Consider the following 18,778-nt stretch of genomic DNA (forward strand, 5'->3'; position numbering starts at 1 on the left):
CATGGCTACTTTCAAAACTGCCACGGCTTCGTCACACGCGGAGGAAACGCAAGCGTAAAATCAGCGCGCTCAAGCGTTAAATTCAGATTCAGTGCGGGATCACGTGGCAACACCTCTCCCCACCTTTTGAGCATATAGTCTATCTCTTGGCGAAACCGTTGTTGTTTCTCGATGGTATCATCCTGCCCACGCGTCGCTGATTCATGGTGATACAGCTCTGCATACGGAGTCCAGAGGTTACGAAATCCCGCTTGACGAACACGAAGACAGAGATCTACGTCGTTAAATGCAATGGATAGATTCTCATCAAAGCCACCAGCAAGATCGAAAATCTTACGCTGAATAACTAGACACGCAGCGGTCACCGCAGAAAGGTTCTGGGTGAGCAGTGCGCGTCCCATTTGCCCAGAATACCCACGCGGCTTGTGATCGTACGCATGTCCTGCGACCCCACGCAATCCCAAGAGGACGCCGGCATGCTGAATGGTGTTGTCAGGATAATACAGCATTGCCCCAACCGCACCGATTTCAGGTCGCATCGCATGGCTGACCATTTCCTCAAGCCAATCTGGAGAGATCACCTCCAAGTCATTATTGAGGAAGGCAAGCACTTCTCCGTTTGCATGTGTGACAGAGAGGTTGTTAATTGCAGAATAGTTGAAGGGCGCAGCATAACGAATGACGCGAATTTTTTCTCCTCGACCAATTGCTGCAGATAGGCAAGCGTCTGTGGGTCAGTCGATTCGTTATCGACAACAATAATCTCATAGCGAGGGTAGGTAGTTTTTTTCCTGAGGCTGTCAAAAAACTGCTGCAGCAGATCACAGCGATCACGCGTGGGAATGATCATTGAGACCAGCGGTGCTGGGGTCGGCACCGAATATTTAATCCGCCAATGCGATCCGACACCAGGAAGAATTTTGGCTGCCACTTTCATGCGTTCGAAATGCGATTGCAACAAGCGGAGTTGCGCATCACTGGCATAGTTCTTTTGATCGATCGCCAAGGCTGTCGAGCCCGAAATCGCGCGCCAGTGGTATAACACATGGGGAATATGGCGAATCTGATCCCCAGAAACTCGCTCGGCAATCCGTAACGCGAGATCCCAATCTTGACTGCCCTCGTAGCCTTCGCGGAACCCGCCGACTTCGCGCATCAGACTTGTGCGATAGACACCGAGGTGGTTAATACAGTTCTGCGTCAAAAACAGAGCCGGATTCCAGTCGGGTTTGAAATAGGGGCCATACCGTCGACCGGTTTCGTCAATCTTATCTTCATCACTGTAGATAATCGCGGCATCTGGGTGCGCGTTCAGTTCTACGGCAACCATATACAAGGCGTGCGGTGGTAGCTCATCGTCGTGATCCAGCAACGCAACCACTTCGCCAGTCGCAAGTGTCAGCGCACTATTCGACGATGCTGAGATATGCCCATTGGTTTCACGATAGAGCACTTTGATGCGTGGGTCTTTGGTGCGATATTCTTCGAGGATGGCTCTGACGTGGATGTCGGGCGACGCATCATCGGCAATACAGAGTTCCCAATGCGGATAGGTTTGCCGACGCACCGATTCGATCGCTAAACGGAGCCACGTTTCCGGCGTGTTATAGACCGGCATGAGTATACTGATGAGCGGCGTCCGAGGCAGGCGTTCACTACGTTGGCGCATGGCACCGAGATCGTCCTCTATCAAAGTGTCATACGCTTCTACCCACTCCTGGTAGCCAGCAACATGGCCAGATTCTTGGAGAAAGAATCGCCGCCACAACGTCTCTTGGCCTTCAACTTGTACCACGTTGCGACTCTGGCGGATCATGCCCAGCATTTGCTGAGGGTGAAACCACACTGGCCGTCCATGCCGCCACAGGAGCATAGCGATTACCTGAAACCAGCCCACTTCTCGTAGCGTCACATTCTTCAGCACGAAGGGACCTGTCGTTGATAGTGGATCAAACCGCAATGCATTGACAACATCTGGAAGTTCAATAAGAAAAGAGGCACGAATTTCCGTTGCGCGAGAAGCAGAAGCGTTCGCTTCTCCACTTTCACTGTCTGTTATAGCCGTTACAACCACCTTAACGGGGCGGCGCAGAAGAATTTTCTGTTCTTCAATAAAGCCGTTACCACTATCGACATACAGGTATGGCGTGAGCCGACGATCGGTATAGGTCGTCACATAGGACAGCAACGTCCATCCGGTCGGCATGCGTCCGTGAGACGAGCGCATGAGAAACTGTGGATCAGCTCCTGTACTGCGAAAGTTTCGATTTTCCACAGTGACGTCGCGGAGAGGCGCAAGGTCGACCAAGTGCGGTTCTCGCCAGCGCACTAACCGCCATGCCCATTTCACCCACTCCCGCACGGTTCTGAATGGCGCGGTCATACGCCACGACGGTGACTGCTCCATGATACTGCGGAGTCGCGCTTCCTCTTGATATTGCCGCGCGAGGGTTTTTGTCTGCTGGTGTAACTGCTCGATCTCTTGCTCGTGCTCACCGTTTTGTATTTTCAAGTCATTCGTCAGTTGTTGGAGCTCCGCCACTGTTGCACGCTGCTCTTGTAACGCTCGCTCGACGTTCCCAATATGCTGATCTTTCATCTCCAACTGATGGTCTTTCATCTCCAAAGCGGCTTGCGCAGTCGCTGCCACCGCCTGCTGTTGCTGATCCCGCCAGTTGACCAACGCCTCTGCGAGGGGTCGGGTGATCATTTGTCTGATCGTCATGACCACACGAAGCACTGCCACTGTCTGCCGTTCTTCACCATCGAGCTTCGGAATGTTGTGCAGGAGCAGCTGCGGGTCACCGCTCGAAGAGACACAGAGCAACCCTTCGGCACGGTCGCGGAGAATCGTCATATCAGGGCCAACGATAATATCGGGAAAACCATTTTCCGCAGTCCATGAGCACACCGTTGTACTGGCCTCCGAGCCGGGTGAGTTCACTGACAGTTCTATGGAACGAATAGCGACAGCTGCCGGAAAGTTCACCACATCAAGCCTGAGCATCTCGCCTTGAAGAAATGGGAACTGACACTCATAGCTGTGCTCTTGCGCATCGACGACCACATCGACCGACGCCGATGCCTCCTGAGAAAACTCTCCATTCACCAGCCAAAAGACTTCCAAGGCAGGATGCCTCGTATAGGACAAGACCGCCCCATCATCGACGCGTGTAAACACGTTCGCGTAACGACAATAGTCCCCATACGCACGATCAATCTGTTGAACAAAATCCTTTGACTGAAGAATTTTCGGCGCACGCTCCGCATCAAGACACAGGCGATAGGTACGAGATACCGCTGCGCCGATGTCACCTGCGCTCGCTAATGCGTCGAGATCTGAACGACCATGACGCAGCTTGGGTTGCAGGAATTGATGCAACGCCGCTCGTTGTGACGCTATAGTCGAGGGCCATTCCAGATCAAACGCTTTGACCAGACTGCGCAGGCACGGTTGCCAATTGTCAAGCAGCCGATCGTAACTCACCACCCGGCGACGCAAGGTCTGCGTCCAGTACAAGGACGACAGATTATAAAGCTGCCAGAGGGCGAGCGACCGCTCTTGAGGAAAGCTATCGCGCCGCTGGAGCGACGCGGCAACGTCCAGTGGATGACGCAAACATAGCACATAGTACGGCTCGACATTGAGTCGCCGAAGGGCTTCCGCCCATAAGGGGAGAAAGAGACAGGTACGCGGATCTTTCCACATCCACAACCGTTGCTTACCAAACTCCCTGTGAAGTAACTCCGGCAGCTCTTCTCTATACGGGGCCACGTCGGATCGTTCCCACCACCCTTCAGGAAGGGGCAGAATGTTGTACCATTCATGTTTCAAGGTACGTAACAAACGCACATTGAAGTCGAGAATCGACCCATGCTCCCAGAACCCTTCCGGATTGTCATCCCGAGGAGGCAGCAGCTTTTCTGGCGGACCAATATACGCACCCAGAAGATTTAACGCGCGTGCAATCGCAGAAGTCCCACTACGATGCATACCGAGCACACAAATAGCATGTTGTTGAGCTTGCCCCATCCGATCGTCCCTGTTGGCCTACTCTGTCGTTGAACGGTTACTGACTGCCTCACTCTGCACGTGCACATGCGGGGTGACATGGAAGTCAACCAGTGCCGTGGTCAAAGCCGTTTCCTCTGGCAGCACCTTACACACTCCAAGTTCGACCTTACGGTCCAAATACACTTCTCCGTGATCCACGGTCCCTAACACTCCAGCATTGAGGAAATACGTGCCAGCGTTGAGATTCGCCATGAAGGTAAACTCTACGATCAACGTTGTTCCGGCTTTGACATGGGGAATCCCTTGAAATTCCTGGGCCGTCGTTGCTCCGCCGAGCTCAATGCCAGTCAGTGTTTTAATCAACATGCCGCAGCGCACCTGAAAACAATCGCGGTCAAAGTGCACTTGATAGCGCCACACATAGAACTCACGAGGCACGAGCACGTTCACCCGCTCTTCTTCCTCGGTCATAATTGCCGCCGCGCCGATGCGCGCACCGCGCGATTCGTAGTGTACGGTACTCACAGACTGTAATGACGGATCATAAAATGCTTTAGGTTGACTGTTCCGCTTCAGAGGTTGCGACCGTGGACCTCCGAGAGACGGCGTGTCTCCTCCACCGTTGTGCCCGAGCTCTCGCGCTTGATCAGTTTGGTCTCCCCACCCCTGATCACTCTCCTGTCGCATTTCCGCCAGGAGCACCGCTTGACGCTCAGCGGGCGCATATAAAAATTTATGATACATATTCACAACGTGTTTACTTGGTCCCACCAGCACTAACTCTCCTGCGTGGAGCAGAAATGCCCGATCACACAGTTGTGTCACTGACGCACTCGCATGAGAAACAAAAAGGATCGTCCCCCCCCTGGCGTTTGAATTCTTCAATCTTGGCGAAACACTTCCGCTGAAAGAGCTCATCGCCGACGGCAAGCGCTTCGTCAACGATGAGAATCTCTTTCGGCACGAACGCTTGCACCGCAAAGGCGAGCCGCACGGCCATACCACTCGAATAGGTTTTTACCGGCTGCTCAAGAAACTCGCCAATATCAGCAAACGCAACAATGTCCTGAAAATAGCACTCGACCTCCCGTTGGCTCAGCCCTAGAATTGCCCCATTCATGAAAATGTTTTCCCGGCCAGTGAACTCCGGGTTGAAACCACTCCCCAATTCGAGCAGCGCTGCCACCTGGCCATTGACCACGAGTTCACCAGTCGTAGGTGCCAAGGTTCCAGCAATAAGCTGCAACAAGGTACTCTTCCCGGAACCGTTACGGCCAATAATGCCGACGACTTCTCCGGCGCGGATCGAAAACGACACACCTTTCAAAGCCCAGAACTCACGGTGATATTGTCGCCAGCGACCAAACAAACTTTGCTTCAGTCGATCTTGCGGCTGACGGTAAATCGGATATCGCTTGCTCAGGCCCGAGGCAGCAATCATGACTTCAGAGGACATCCGCAAACCCCCGACGCGTCTTCTGAAACCACCACAGCCCAAGCCACGCAACCAGCACCCCCCCACGCTATACCACACCACTCCCGACCAGCGCGGCAGGTCACCCCATAACAAAGCCCCTCGCACTTGTTCGACGATAAACGTCAGCGGATTGAGGAACAGCAATCCTTGCAGTGACACGGGAACAGAGGAGATCGGATACAGTACCGGGCTGAGAAACAACAACGCATTGGTCAAGAGTCCAACCGTTTGATGAATATCACGGAGGAACACCCCTAACGACGCCAGAAACCAACACAACCCGACAATGAACAACATAAAGGGGAACAGCACTATCGGTAGCGTCACAATCGTCCAGGGAATCGCGCCATACACACCAATAGTGAAAAGAAAGATCACCAAAAGACTCATCAGCAGATGAAACAACGCTGCGCCCATGCTGACCCACGGGAGAATCTCCAAGGGAAAAATCACCTTCTTCACATAATTCGTGTTACTCACGATCAAGCCTGGTGCTCGCGTAACGCACTCGGCAAACACGCCATAGACAACCAATCCGGCAAACAGAATCAACGATGACTCGATTTGACTCTGCGATGCGGCTCGCCAGCGTACCTGCATCACCAAGCCGAAGACGAAAGAGTAGATAGCCAGCATCACGAGCGGGGTGAGAAATGACCACAACACTCCGAGGATCGACCCACGATAGCGGCCAATCACCTCACGCTTGATCATCTGCCAGAGCAACTCACGATAGCGCCGCACGATGACAAACGGCGCAAAAGGATGAAGACCGATACCTCGCTCTTCTCCGCGGGAACGGCGGACGCTCAGGGGTATCTCTGGAGGACGATGAGAAGATGGCTCACTCTGTAACATCGACGGGTGAACCGTAACCGCCATTAGTTCCTTCCCTTGACGTAGCGAGGTAAGCGGTCGACAGGAATGTCCCGCAGCAGCGGATAGCGCTGGTCCTTATCCGAGAGCGTTGGCGCCCGGACTGGCCACGGAATCGCGAGATCAGGATCACTCCAGAGTACCCCACCTTCGTCGGTAGGCACATAGAAATCTGTACACTTATACATCACAATGGCCTGCTCGCTCACTACACAAAATCCATGCGCGAACCCTTCGGGGATGTAGAGTTGGCGATTATTCGCACTCGATAATTCAACGTCATACGATTGACCAAACGTCGGTGACCCCACACGAATATCCACGGCAACATCGAAGATTGTACCGTGCACAACATAAATTAACTTGCCTTGTGCACGCGGATACTGAAAGTGGAGCCCACGTAAGGTCCCATGACTTGAAGAGGAAAGATTATCCTGAACAAACTGCAATGGAAGCCCAGCTTCGCGATAGCGGGTTTGTTGCCACGTTTCCAGAAAGAAGCCACGTGCATCGGAAAACACTCGTGGCTCAATCAGTAACACACCAGGCAGCGGGGTCTTACTCACGTTCATGCGGCCGCCCGGTACGCAGGAGATCGAGCAAATACTGCCCATAACCGCTTTTCTGCAGCGGCAAGGCTAACGCTTCCAATTGCGTATCACCAATAAGTCCGAGGCTATAAGCAAACTCTTCGGGACAGGCGATCTTCAGCCCTTGGCGCTGTTCAATCGTCTCAATGAAGTTCGCGGCTTGCAGGAGTGACGTTGGTGTTCCGGTGTCTAACCACGCGACGCCACGGCCAAGACGTTCGACACGGAGCTCCCGTTGCTTCAGGTACTGTTTGTTCACGTCGGTAATTTCCAACTCCCCCCGCGCTGACGGTTTCAATCGTGCAGCAATATCCACTACCTGATTATCGTAAAAATAGAGCCCTGTCACCGCATAATTCGATCGCGGGTGGGCGGGCTTCTCTTCGATGCTCAGCACGTTGCCGTGCGCATCGAATTCCGCTACCCCATAGCGTTCAGGGTCGTGCACCCAATAGCCAAATACCGTAGCGCCACGCTCGCAGGCTGCTGCACGACGTAATCGCTCCGAGAGTCCTTGTCCATAAAAGATGTTGTCACCCAGTATGAGTGCGCATCCGTCATCAGCAACAAATTCGCGTCCGATAATGAATGCTTGCGCCAGGCCATCAGGACTCGGTTGGACAGCGTATTGAATGCGGACTCCCCATTGCGTTCCATCTTTCAGTAGCGAGCGAAAAACCGCACTGTCCTGCGGTGTCGTAATGACCAGGATTTGAGTAATCCCGGCCTCCATGAGCGTGCACAGCGGGTAATAGATGAGCGGTTTGTCGTACACTGGCATGAGTTGCTTACTCACAACGTGAGTGAGCGGATACAAACGTGTGCCAGACCCACCGGCAAGAATGATCCCTTTTGTAATCACAAGAAACCTGTACGTTGTTGCGCCCGTTTGTATGTTCCTCTGTCTCCTCTGTCAAGGCAGAAGCAGGCGAGCAAAGGGCGAGAATAGCATGCCACAGCGGTGAAAGCTAACAAAACACAGCATACCTCCCCCTTGTTTCCATTGTCTCAGCACGCAATGATAGACAAATAAAGCAAAAGTAGCGATGCGCGACTTTTGCTTTTATTTTGCTCAGGAGGAATTACGCGTCGTTTCCGTTGTCGTCCCTTTTCATTCCTGCAGTATGTTGCACTCGCTGCAGTGTTCGTAGGTGTTGGAACAATCCCCGTGGCATATGCGACAAGCCGTCTCGGTCCAGTAACAGCCCCAGATACAGAAACCATTCTTCCTGGTAGTTCCCCGCTGATCATCCAGGGGCCACTCTGCGCAGGCAGCGCGGGTTGCGTCACCGGAGAGAGTTTCTTTCCCGGCGTCAACTTTAAGATTAAGGATGCTGCGCCACTGATCAAACTTGAAGACGCGCCAGCTCCAACCAAAACCCAGTGGGGGTTGGCCGGTAACATTGGACGTACTCCCCCAATTGATACCTTCTCAGTATTTGATATGACCGCCGTTACGCTCCCTTTTGGTATTGAGAAAGGTTCGCCGAGCAACTCACTATACATTGGTCCACAAGCGGTTGGATTTGGTACCGGAACCCCTATCGGTAACGGCACCAGTATTCATATTTTCGGTCCAGTGACGGCAGACGTGTTCTCTGGTATTGGCCCAAACCCCAATGCGGGTCCTGCGTTTAACTTCGGTTACTCCGGCTCGAGCTTTGGCCGCAGTTCTGGGTTCTTCAACGTACGCCCTGATGCTTCCGCAGCCCTTCCTAACCCCTCGCTCCGTTTTGCAGTGAATAATACCCAAGCCATGATCGTTGCTGGTAACGGCAATGTCGGGATTGGCCAGTTTGGTGCGGTGGTGGGAGTCTCTGCTGGTGGTACCCCAACACAGAAACTCCATGTGCAGGGCAATATCCTTGCCGAAGGGAACTTTTTCTCTAACGGTGTTCAGCTCAATGTCCCGGACTATGTTTTTGAACCAGACTACAAACTCCTTCCCCTCAAACAGTTAGCAATGTACATCGAAAAAGAGAAACATCTGCCCTCTGTCCCCTCGGCTCGCGATATCAAAGCCAATGGCATCAATCTCAGTGAGATGCAGATGACACTGTTGCAGAAAGTTGAAGAACTGACGCTGTACACCATCCAGCAAGAAGACACGATTCAAAATCAGGGAAAGACGATTACTACCCAAACCGAGACCATTGTCGTGTTACGCCAGGCAAACAAAGCCCAGCAGGACGCACTGGCGGCTTTGGCTGCGCGCGTCGAAGCGCTCGAACGTGCGCAGGCTGGTGCGAAACGCTAAGCTGTCATCGGAGAGCAAGAGCAAGAATTGCAACACGAATGTCATTGCGAGCGCAGCGAAGCAATCTTTGTTCCCTGCAGAGATTGCTTCGTCGCGTACCGCTCCTCGCAATGACTGCCATTTCCTAACTTCCGGATCTTCCTTCTCCGCTTCTACCCCTCACACCACCCCATTCTTCTTGAACCACTCCTGCAGCCGCTTCCACCCATCTCGCGCTGGTTCTTGACGATAACTCGGGCGGTAGTCCGCGTGAAACCCGTGCGGGGTTTCGGGATAAAGCTCGATGTGCGACGGGCTTTTCGCCGCGTGCAAGGCCTTCTTCATCTGCTCGACGGTCTCGTTGGGAATACCGCTGTCCGCACCACCGTAGAGCCCCAAGACCGGAGCTTTCAATTGCGCCGCCAGATCAACTGGCTGCTTAGGGGTCAAGTCGTTCATGGGTCCGACCAGTCGACCGTACCACGCAACTCCCGCTTTCAATCGTGGGCTATGCGCGGCGTACAACCAGACAACACGCCCACCCCAACAGAAGCCAGTGATCCCTAGCTTATTAACATCGCCCTTGCCAGATTTCTCCGCCCAGGTCGCGGTCGCGTCGAGGTCAGCCATCACTTGGCTATCCGGCACTTTCGACACGACTTTACCAATGATCTCGTTGATATCTGAGATTTGTGACACATCGCCCTGTCGAGCGTACATTTCGGGAGCAATTGCACAATAGCCGAGCTTGGCAAAACGACGGCAAATATCTTTGATATGTTCGTGTACGCCGAAGATTTCTTGTACGACCAATACGACAGGAAACGGACCACCCTTCGCTGGCATTGCGTGATACCCGGGAATTTGTCCGTCAGATACCGGAATCTTGACCTCGCCAGCGTCGAGCCCGCCCGTATCTGTCATAATCATCGTTTGCGCTGATACGGGTTGGACGGCTAACGCGAAGCCGGTCGCCAGCGAAGTTAACACGAATTCACGGCGAGTGAGATGCGGGCCTTCCCTCAGCACATCGAGCGTCTTCTTCATACTCTCCCCTCCTTTCATTGATGAACGAGCAGCGTCAATCCTCGATCCAGTCAAACGTTCGTGTCACTGCCCGTTTCCAGTGGTGGTAGTTTTTCTCGCGCGCGCTCGGCTCCATACTCGGAGCCCATTCTTTATCCTTCCCCCAATTCGCCCGTAGTTCATCGGTGGTACGCCATACACCAACGGTGAGCCCCGCCGCATATGCTGCTCCTAGTGCCGTCGTTTCCGCACAGGTGGGTCGAATCACTGGTACGCCAAGAATATCGGCCTGAAATTGCATAAGTAACTCATTGTGCACCATCCCACCATCAACCTTCATTGCGTGCAGCAGAATACCAGCATCAACATTCATGGCATCTAGCACCTCACGCGTCTGCCAGGCGGTCGCTTCCAACACCGCGCGGGCCAGATGTCCTTTTGTGACATAACCGGTTAAGCCGACAATCACGCCCCGCGCATCGCTTCTCCAATAGGGTGCAAATAATCCGGCGAAAGCCGGGACGAAGTACACGCCTCCGTTGTCAGTAACGGTTCGAGCAAGGGTCTCAATCTCGTTTGAGTTCTGGATGAGTCCCAGATTGTCGCGTAGCCATTGAACCAGTGCCCCTGCTACCGCAATCGAGCCTTCCAACGCATACACTGGTGGCGTCCGCCCCAGTTGATAGGCCACCGTTGTCAGTAACCCGGCGGAGGACGGAACGATCGCCTGTCCAGTGTTCATCAACATGAAGCAACCAGTACCGTAGGTACTCTTTACTTCTCCAGGAGAGAAACACGCCTGGCCAAAGAGTGCGGCTTGTTGATCGCCAAGGACTCCTGCAATGGGAATCTGCGGCAGTGGTGCACCACAGAGGCCAGAAGTCTCACTCGAGGAGACGATCTCCGGCAGCATAGCCCGCGGCACCCCAAAGACGTCTAAGGCTTCGGGGTCCCAGTCCAGCGTGGCAAGGTTCATCAGCATGGTGCGGCTCGCATTGGTGACATCAGTCACATGTATTCCACCACGAACACCGCCAGTGAGATTCCAGATCAGCCAAGTATCGATCGTGCCGAAGAGAATGTCTCCACGCTCAGCCTTCGCTCGCACTCCAGGGATATTCTCAAGCATCCAGCGCAACTTCGGGCCCGAGAAATAGGTCGCGAGCGGTAAACCGGCTCGTGCGCGAAGCCACGTTTCCACTCCTTGCGAGTGCAAGCGTTTGCAGAGATCGAGTGTACGCGTATCCTGCCAGACAATGGCGTTGCATACGGGTTCGCCAGTCTTGCGATCCCACACCACCGTGGTTTCCCGCTGATTGGTTATGCCAAGTGCGACAATGTCCTCTGTGGTAACTTTTTCACGCTCAAGCCCGGCATGAATGACGTCGAGCGTACATTGCCAGATTTCTCGCGGGTCATGCTCAACCCATCCTGGTTGCGGATAGATTTGCCGATGCTCTTTCTGAGCACTCGTAATGACTCGTCCTGAGTGATCGAACACCATAAAGCGGGTGCTGGTAGTACCTTGATCGATCGCAGCAACATAACGAGCACGCATAGGCATTTACCGATAGGAAACGATTTCGAGCAGATTGCCATCTGGATCAAGGAAATACAGGCAGTCGTGATCTCCCCAATCGATAGGGCCGTAGGTCGGTACTCCACGCGCGGCAAACTGCGAACAGGTCGTTTGCCACTCGCTACGACTGAGTTTGAACGCATGATGCCCTTTGCCCAGCGGGTTCTCAATATGATCAGTAATGCGTGGCGGCAGATCATGTCGCTCGAACAGCGCAAGATTCAACGATCCACACTGTAACAGCACTTGATGGTGACCGAAACGCTGTACCGTCGTCAGCCCAAGAATTTCAGTGTAAAACCGCTCGGCACGATCGAGGTCAGCAACATCAAGACCGAAGTGATCAAGCATCAGTGATGGCATGGCGGCATCGTACACCAGCCACAGTCACACGAGAAGCGCGGTGAACCAATCTCATGGTATAGGAGCAACCCGATGTGGTTGCCCAACAATACTGTTCGGCTCTCGCTCTGCCTGTATGAAGAAGGGTCCCTTCTCCCCGCAGGGGAGAAGGACAGGATGAGGGGAGAAAGCATGGGTGTGACTGACTGCGTCGCGCATCACCCTCACCCTAACCCTCCTTTTGGGGGTAGGCTTTTACGCTGAGAAACGACGAGACGTCATTCCCGCGAATGCGGGAATCCAGGGAGAATACGCAATCGTTCAGGGGTGAAGCTCCTGGATGCCCGTCTGCGCGGGCATGACGAACACGCGGCTCCTAACGACGGGAAATCTGCGCCAATTGAGGCTTGGATAAAAAACCTACCCTTATGAGGATTGGCAGCCTCCTGTCGCTGGTCAAGTTTTGTGCCGAACACTATTGATTGCCCAGAGTGTAGGAGCAACCTAATGTGCTTGCCCGGTTGGGGACGGCCACATCAGGCCGCCCCGACGCACACGAGAATCCTGCGACCTAAAAAAGCAGTTGCACCCAAATACAAACCATTATAGTTTTCCCCCTTCGTTGAGGAGCGACACAATGGAATTCTTAGTCATCGCCTATGACGGCAAAGACCCAGACGCCAAAGCGCGCCGATTGCGCGTACGCCAGGCACATCTCGATGGCGTGCAGGACATGAAAAAGGCCGGCACTTTTATTAACGGCGGCGCCATCCTCGATGACAACGGCGAAATGATCGGCTCTACCCTCTACATGGATTTTCCCACTCGTGCCGCGCTCGACCAATGGCTGGCACGCGATCCATATGTCACAGGTGGCGTATGGGTCGATATCGAGGTGCGCCCCATCCGTTTGGCGTTTCGGGCGTAGGCTTTCCGCTCACGTCATCTTACGTCGTAGCTTGAGTCGCAGCCACCAGCATCTCCTCTGGGGTCTTCCCCCCTTCAGGAATATACACGCGCTGGACAAATTCAGGCGCACTCGCCCCTTCACGATACCATGAGATGATCATCGGAATACGTGCCCGGCGGAACAGCCCGAGTTGCGGACAGCGGCGGTCGGTTTCCTCAGCCAAGGCCTGAATCCGTTCCTTTGGTTGATCGGTATCAAGATAGAGATCGTAGTTGACCTGACAGTATTCAGGCTGGCGATCGAAGTCAGCCATAAAGCCGCGAATGTCGATTAACGAACGAATCTTGGTGCGTAGTCCTTTGTAGGCAAACCGCAGATCTCGCGCCGCGACAGCAATCGTGATCGACGTACACGCTGAGAGCGCCGCGAGTTGCGCATGCACCGGTGTCCAGCCGCGACTCTGGCCTTGTAATTCCGGCGGATTGCCGATGTCAAAGCCTTTTGGTTCATCAAAGAGGATCGAAGCCTGTCCGTCCATGTATCCTTCAACTCGCATGAGGTCAAAGGAACGAGTTGTGACATCGCTTACACCAATATACTCGGGATACGTCTGTTGCTCTTTCATCGCCTGCTCCTTTCGCGTAACTGCCCGGTTTTGTTCCTGAGGCAGGGAATGACAGTCCTTTTGTGGGACATTTACGCCTGAACTCCTTACCTGACTCTCTCCCTGTCGGGCGTTTTTATACTACAGAAGGGACAGTAGGGGAAATTCCGGTCATCCACTTGCTTGACTTCGTCGCCCGTCATGGCACCCTCGTGCCGTTAGTGCTGTCGTAAAGGAGCTTATCATGCCCGCCGCAGACATCTCCCTCTCCCTGTCCGCTGAACCTCTCTCTCCAACTTCTCTACTGGAAACCGCACAGAGTTTCGCCCCGCGCATTCGCTTAGTCTATGAACAAATCGAGGCGGATCGTCGCCTTCCTCCTGCGTTAGTCAAATCGTTCGCCCATGCTGGTCTGTTTCGTTTATTGATTCCACAGGCTCTCGGTGGACTGGAAACCGATGCTGTCACCGCGCTGCAGGTTTTTGAAGAAATGGCTAAAGTCGACGGCTCTGTTGGTTGGAGCATCATGATCGGTGCAACTGGTGGCTTGGTCAGCGCCTACTTGGCTCCTCAGGTTGCATGGACCATCTATGGTAGCGATCCTCAGGTCATTACGGGTGGCGCGCTGTCCCCAACTGGCAAGGCCGTCGCTGTTGACGGTGGTTATCGTGTCACTGGCCACTGGCAGTTCAACAGTGGGTGCCAGCATTGTTCGTGGCTCATGGGCACCTGCATCATTTTTGATGGCGATACACCGAGAAAAGGCAAGAATGGGGAAACGATCTCAACGATGATGATTTTTCCGGCGACCGACGTAGAAATTATAGATACGTGGCTGGTCTCTGGGTTACGTGGCAGCGGTAGTCACGACATCGTCGCCAATGATGTTTTCGTTCCTAATGGATACCACGCTTCGCTTGTCTCTGACCATCCGTTTCATGATGGTCCACTCTATCGTTTTCCGATGTTTGGCTTACTTGCTGTTTCTGTTGCCAGTGTCGCGTTAGGCATTGCCCGAGGTGCAATTAACACCTTACGGGAAATGGCCCCAAAGAAACGCCTTACCACCACCCGCAAGCGTATGGCGGAACGCGAGGTCGTGCAAATGCAGGTCGCGCAGGCAGAAGGCCTTTTACGATCCGGGCGCGCGTTTCTGTTCGACACCGTACAGCACGTATGGAATAGCCTTCTGGCCCAGGAAACCCCGACCCTGGAACAACGCGCCCTTTTACGGTTAGCCGCAACCCAGGCCACAACCCAGGCCGCTCAGGCGATCGACCTTATGTATCACGCCGCAGGGACCAGCTCGATTTGGGCACACAATCCGTTACAGCGCTACTTTCGCGATGTCCACGTCGTCACCCAACATGCCATCCTCAGCGCACCGATCTATGAACTGACAGGGCGCGTGTTCATCGGACAGCCAACGGAAACATCGATGCTTTAACCTCTTTCCTCTTTACGAACTATCACGGTGAATTCATACAATCCGTAGTCGTGGAGAATCGCTACCCAACGAGAATAGTGACGCTGGCAGTAATCGAATAAGAAACCGGGATCGGCATAGTACAAATCTGGACGCATCCGCTCGCGGTCGGAATAACTGGTCAACACATTGAAAGCAAAGCCACGCGTACTGAGCTGAGCCATTTGCTCGATCGTATCAAGCATGTAGGTGCGCCATTCTTCCAGCTCGGTTGAGAGTTTTACGTTGAAGATCCCGCTCGCAACGGTATAGTGCGCCGTGGTGAGCGATGCAGGCGCGTCAGAAAACCGACAATTTGCCAGGTGTCCATACTGCTCATGGGCGTAGCGAATCATCGCCGGCGCAAGATCGAATCCGTGATAATGAAACGGCACCTGGCAATTCGTCTGCAGGTATGCGGCTAACGCGCCAAAGCCACAGCCAATATCGTTAAAAGAAAAAGGGCCTCGTTCGCTATCAAGCACCCGGAGGAGTTGTTGAAAACGAAGCTGCTGTGACGCTTCGGAGTTCCAATCAACTCCTCGCGCCGTCGGTCCATGTTCTACAACCTTCGCCGTATAATAGGCTTCAACTTGCTGTAGCAAGGCGTGTCGCTGACCACTCATACTCATTGGTATCGAACAATTCTTGACTTTGGCAAAGGAGTCTCTTAAAGCACCTTTCACTGATTATCAAGTCAGAAAGGGCTAGCAGTCCACAATCGTCGCCATGAAACTGGTCAGAATTGATCCACCTGGCACCTTCTGTTTCTACGAAGCAGTGTTCGATATGGTTGATCGCTTGCACGCACGTACGTTCGTCGAGGTTGGCTGTGGTGCTGGTGGGCTCTCATACAAATTAGTTGAACGCGGGCTCACAGGCGTTGGCTACGATTTCTCTGCTGAGGCCGTCGCCCTCGCTACGGAAACCTTACGTCCCTTCATTGCCGCGCGACGATACCAACTCATCCACGGCGACGTGTGGAGTATCGCCGCTAGCGAAGAGCACGTTGACCTGAGCCTCAGTATGATGGTCATGGAACATATCCATGACGATGTGGCATTTTTGCAAAAGCTTGCCTCGCTCGTCCGCCCTGGTGGGCATGTCCTGGTCGCAGTGCCAGGACGAAAAGAGAAATGGTCGGTTGAGGATGATACCGTTGGTCACTTACGTCGCTATGACCGAGAAGACTTGATCGCCACCTTTGCGAAAGCACAGATCGAGAATGTTGAAGTGTGGTCCGTTGCGGTCCCTACAGCCAACTTACTTTTCTCACTCGGGAACCTCATGATTCGTCACAGTGCGGAGACGGAGAAGCGCCAACAAAGCCAGCGCCAGCAAACGGAAACGAGTGGCATCCGCGAGATTCCCTTTAAGACGGTGTTCCCTCCGTTCTGCAAGCTCCTGTTGAATCGCGTGACACTTGCTCCGCTCTTCTGGCTCCAACGCCGGTTCTACCATACCCGTCTTGGCTTAACGCTGTTGGGGGTGGGGACAGTGAAATAACCTGATCATCCTTGCCCACCGCGATATGTCCGTTGTTCGGGTGGCAGTCGAAAGGTTTGCACATCTGCGGGTGGGATCGCCCACATCCCGAGCGTCTGCGCCAACGGCGAGTCACGATCAATCTGCCCGCGTAATAGCTCCGCCAGGTTAATCTGTTGTTTAATGAACGGACGCGTGTATTGCAGATTGATCGCTCGTCGAGGAGAGAGCGAGGTGTTTGCTCCACCGCAGTGGTACACGCGCGAATCAAACACTACTAATGACCCTCGTGGTGCCACGACCTGCTCGGCATGACGTACGAGGTATTCATCACTTGGAGTGAATATGGTGTGATGAGTGTGCGGAACAAACTTGGTAGCCCCAGTCACCGGAGAGAAATCGTCAAGCACCCAGAAGGTATTTACTGAGAGCAGTTGGTCACTCCGAAATGGCTTGGCGAAATCACGATGGAAGACGGTCTGATTACTCAATTGTTGGGGAAAGGCAATGATGCCGTTGATGAGATGCAAAATCGCGGTTTCACCAACGGTCCGTGCTAACACCGCCATAGTCAATGGATGGCGTACCAAAGGCGCAAAGGCAAAATCATACTGCAGCAACGCTCGACATATGCCCCACTCTCCGCTTCGCCGTAACGCGGCTTCCCCATATTCATCGCACTGTCGTTGCCACACGGTATCAAGTCTGCGGCTGAATTATGTGACTTCCGCATCGGCAAGGACTCGTTCAACAATCGCATAGCCCTGGATGTCGACTTCTTCCATGAGCCGATCAAGATCATCGGCGAGGACTCGTTTTTCACTTTCTTTGTATGATTGATAAGACACGGAACGATGCTCCTTCGCGTTCAGCTCAGTTCCATAACTGCCACACCAAAGCCGGTCCGACCATAGCCGTTACCACAATACAACATGTAGCGCTGGCCATCATGATCAAAGACATGCGCGTACGCGACTGCCTCGGCATCCCATCCTTTGTCTGACGGCAGCAGCCCACCTTTCTCATCCATGCGGTGCCAGTGGATGCCATCAGTCGACTCGGCATAGCCAATACGATAGTGCTGACCACGATACGAGACCCACATCTTATAGACGTTGTCCTCGTACAATACACACGGTCGCGCATAGGCATACGACGCATCCGACATCACAGGCAGACACACAGCTCCAGTGGGGTGCCACTGCACGCCATCGGCTGATTCGGCATATTTGATGACATGCTCCATCTCTCGCTCTCCGTCCCCCCAATTGAGATGCGAACCATACCACATGCGCCAACGCGTTGGTTCTTGCATTACCCAGGGATACGACAGTGAGTACGGGTCATGGGAATTACGGTCAAGAATAGGGGCGCGCATCAGCTTGCGAAATGGACCCCCTGCATGACTGATGGCTACACCAAGACTGTTATGCCACGGTACCGTGACCCCAAGGTTCCATCCCAGGTAATACAGATACCGCGTAGTACCACTCTCGACGATACAGCCGAGAGAGGCACCACTATCATCAAACGTTCCGCGCGGACCGGGACTCAACACTGGCTGTTGGGCAATCGCTTGCACGGTCCAGGTACGACTACACACATCGACATAGCCGACATGCGAGCGATTTTCCTGATCGCGACAACTGAAATAGACACGCCAGCTCCCATCCGCACGCACTTCTGCGTAGGGATTTGCCGCATGACTCTGCATCCACGGCAGGTGTCCGTCAGGGCAGAAAAGCCGACCTATGCGCGTCCACCCCATACCTTGCCTCTCTCAGCCTCAGTAGTGGAGGCGCATTCCGTGGACTCACGCACCACGAATAATGGACGCCCGCGCGTATGTTCGAACATACGCCCGAGATAGAGGCCGACCACTCCCAGTGAGAAAAGAATGGTTCCACCGATCAACCACAGTGCGACCATTAAACTCGCCCAGCCTTCGACACCAACCGCCCAAAACAATTTCCGATAGACCAGCCATATCACTTGCCCTGCGGCGATCAGAGAAAACACCAACCCCATCGCAGTACTGAGGTGCAGTAAGGCATGGGCAAGAATTAAGTTACCGATTAAGAGCGAGGAAGAAGCGTATAGTTCCAATCGCCATGAAACTTACCGGGTTTGATATTGAGCGCTTGAAACTCATCGTCGGAGACCTGTAGGCCTT

14 protein-coding genes and 3 pseudogenes are annotated in these 18,778 nt (G+C 53.7%); 4 read left to right on the plus strand and 13 right to left on the minus strand.

Annotation, left to right across the window (positions count from 1 at the left end):
- Positions 1-11: 11 nt before the first annotated feature.
- The 5 genes and pseudogenes from FJ147_02620 to rfbA all read right to left on the minus strand — a co-directional run bounded on the left by FJ147_02620 (position 12) and on the right by rfbA (position 7,820).
- A pseudogene (locus FJ147_02620) lies at positions 12-1,618 on the minus strand (glycosyltransferase family 2 protein).
- A gap of 2,433 nt (positions 1,619-4,051) precedes the next feature.
- A pseudogene (locus FJ147_02625) lies at positions 4,052-5,471 on the minus strand (ABC transporter ATP-binding protein).
- Positions 5,461-6,206, minus strand: a pseudogene (locus FJ147_02630) (ABC transporter permease). The pseudogenes FJ147_02625 and FJ147_02630 overlap by 11 nt, the downstream one beginning before the upstream one ends.
- 167 nt (positions 6,207-6,373) lie before the next feature.
- Positions 6,374-6,940, minus strand: coding sequence for a dTDP-4-dehydrorhamnose 3,5-epimerase (rfbC, locus tag FJ147_02635; GenBank protein ID MBM4254773.1), 567 nt, complete (start codon positions 6,938-6,940; stop codon positions 6,374-6,376).
- Positions 6,927-7,820, minus strand: coding sequence for a glucose-1-phosphate thymidylyltransferase RfbA (rfbA, locus tag FJ147_02640; GenBank protein MBM4254774.1), 894 nt, complete (start codon positions 7,818-7,820; stop codon positions 6,927-6,929). The genes rfbC and rfbA overlap by 14 nt, the downstream gene beginning before the upstream one ends.
- Positions 7,821-8,126: 306 nt before the next feature.
- Between rfbA and FJ147_02645 the strand changes: the two genes are divergently transcribed.
- Positions 8,127-9,215: a hypothetical protein gene (locus FJ147_02645; protein MBM4254775.1), complete on the plus strand. Its 1,089-nt coding sequence runs from the start codon at positions 8,127-8,129 to the stop codon at positions 9,213-9,215.
- A 159-nt stretch (positions 9,216-9,374) separates the two neighbouring features.
- On the opposite strand, the gene FJ147_02650 is transcribed toward FJ147_02645, so the two are convergent.
- The 3 genes from FJ147_02650 to FJ147_02660 are packed head-to-tail and all read right to left on the minus strand — an operon-like array spanning position 9,375 to position 12,162.
- Positions 9,375-10,241, minus strand: a complete 867-nt coding sequence (locus tag FJ147_02650; GenBank protein ID MBM4254776.1) for a dienelactone hydrolase family protein — start codon at positions 10,239-10,241, stop codon at positions 9,375-9,377.
- A gap of 34 nt (positions 10,242-10,275) precedes the next feature.
- A complete protein-coding gene (glpK, locus tag FJ147_02655; protein ID MBM4254777.1) occupies positions 10,276-11,778 on the minus strand; it encodes a glycerol kinase GlpK in 1,503 nt (500 codons plus the stop codon).
- Between the two features lie 6 nt (positions 11,779-11,784).
- A complete protein-coding gene (locus FJ147_02660) occupies positions 11,785-12,162 on the minus strand; it encodes a VOC family protein (GenBank protein MBM4254778.1) in 378 nt (125 codons plus the stop codon).
- A 616-nt stretch (positions 12,163-12,778) separates the two neighbouring features.
- Here FJ147_02660 and FJ147_02665 point away from each other — a divergent pair.
- Positions 12,779-13,069, plus strand: a complete 291-nt coding sequence (locus FJ147_02665; protein ID MBM4254779.1) for a hypothetical protein — start codon at positions 12,779-12,781, stop codon at positions 13,067-13,069.
- A 19-nt stretch (positions 13,070-13,088) separates the two neighbouring features.
- Here the strand turns inward: FJ147_02665 and FJ147_02670 are convergent, their stop codons facing one another.
- Positions 13,089-13,676 (minus strand): OsmC family protein, encoded by a 588-nt coding sequence (locus tag FJ147_02670; protein MBM4254780.1) that lies wholly within the window; start codon positions 13,674-13,676, stop codon positions 13,089-13,091.
- Between the two features lie 223 nt (positions 13,677-13,899).
- Between FJ147_02670 and FJ147_02675 the strand changes: the two genes are divergently transcribed.
- Positions 13,900-15,102, plus strand: a complete 1,203-nt coding sequence (locus FJ147_02675; protein MBM4254781.1) for a hydroxylase — start codon at positions 13,900-13,902, stop codon at positions 15,100-15,102.
- Here the strand turns inward: FJ147_02675 and FJ147_02680 are convergent.
- On the minus strand, positions 15,099-15,746 hold the full coding sequence (locus tag FJ147_02680; protein ID MBM4254782.1) for a class I SAM-dependent methyltransferase: 648 nt from the start codon (positions 15,744-15,746) through the stop codon (positions 15,099-15,101). The two genes, FJ147_02675 and FJ147_02680, sit on opposite strands and share 4 nt — an antisense overlap.
- Before the next feature lie 103 nt (positions 15,747-15,849).
- Between FJ147_02680 and FJ147_02685 the strand changes: the two genes are divergently transcribed.
- On the plus strand, positions 15,850-16,626 hold the full coding sequence (locus tag FJ147_02685) for a class I SAM-dependent methyltransferase (protein ID MBM4254783.1): 777 nt from the start codon (positions 15,850-15,852) through the stop codon (positions 16,624-16,626).
- Between the two features lie 5 nt (positions 16,627-16,631).
- Here the strand turns inward: FJ147_02685 and FJ147_02690 are convergent, their stop codons facing one another.
- The 3 genes from FJ147_02690 to FJ147_02700 form a co-directional block, all read right to left on the minus strand.
- A complete protein-coding gene (locus tag FJ147_02690; protein MBM4254784.1) occupies positions 16,632-17,300 on the minus strand; it encodes a hypothetical protein in 669 nt (222 codons plus the stop codon).
- A gap of 173 nt (positions 17,301-17,473) precedes the next feature.
- Entirely contained in the window at positions 17,474-18,373 is a 900-nt protein-coding gene (locus FJ147_02695) for a hypothetical protein (protein MBM4254785.1), read from the minus strand.
- Positions 18,355-18,711 (minus strand): hypothetical protein, encoded by a 357-nt coding sequence (locus tag FJ147_02700; protein ID MBM4254786.1) that lies wholly within the window; start codon positions 18,709-18,711, stop codon positions 18,355-18,357. Before FJ147_02700 ends, FJ147_02695 begins: the two co-directional genes overlap by 19 nt.
- Positions 18,712-18,778 lie beyond the last annotated feature (67 nt).

The organism is Deltaproteobacteria bacterium (genome assembly GCA_016874775.1).
Taxonomy (GTDB): domain Bacteria; phylum Desulfobacterota; class Binatia; order Bin18; family Bin18; genus VGTJ01.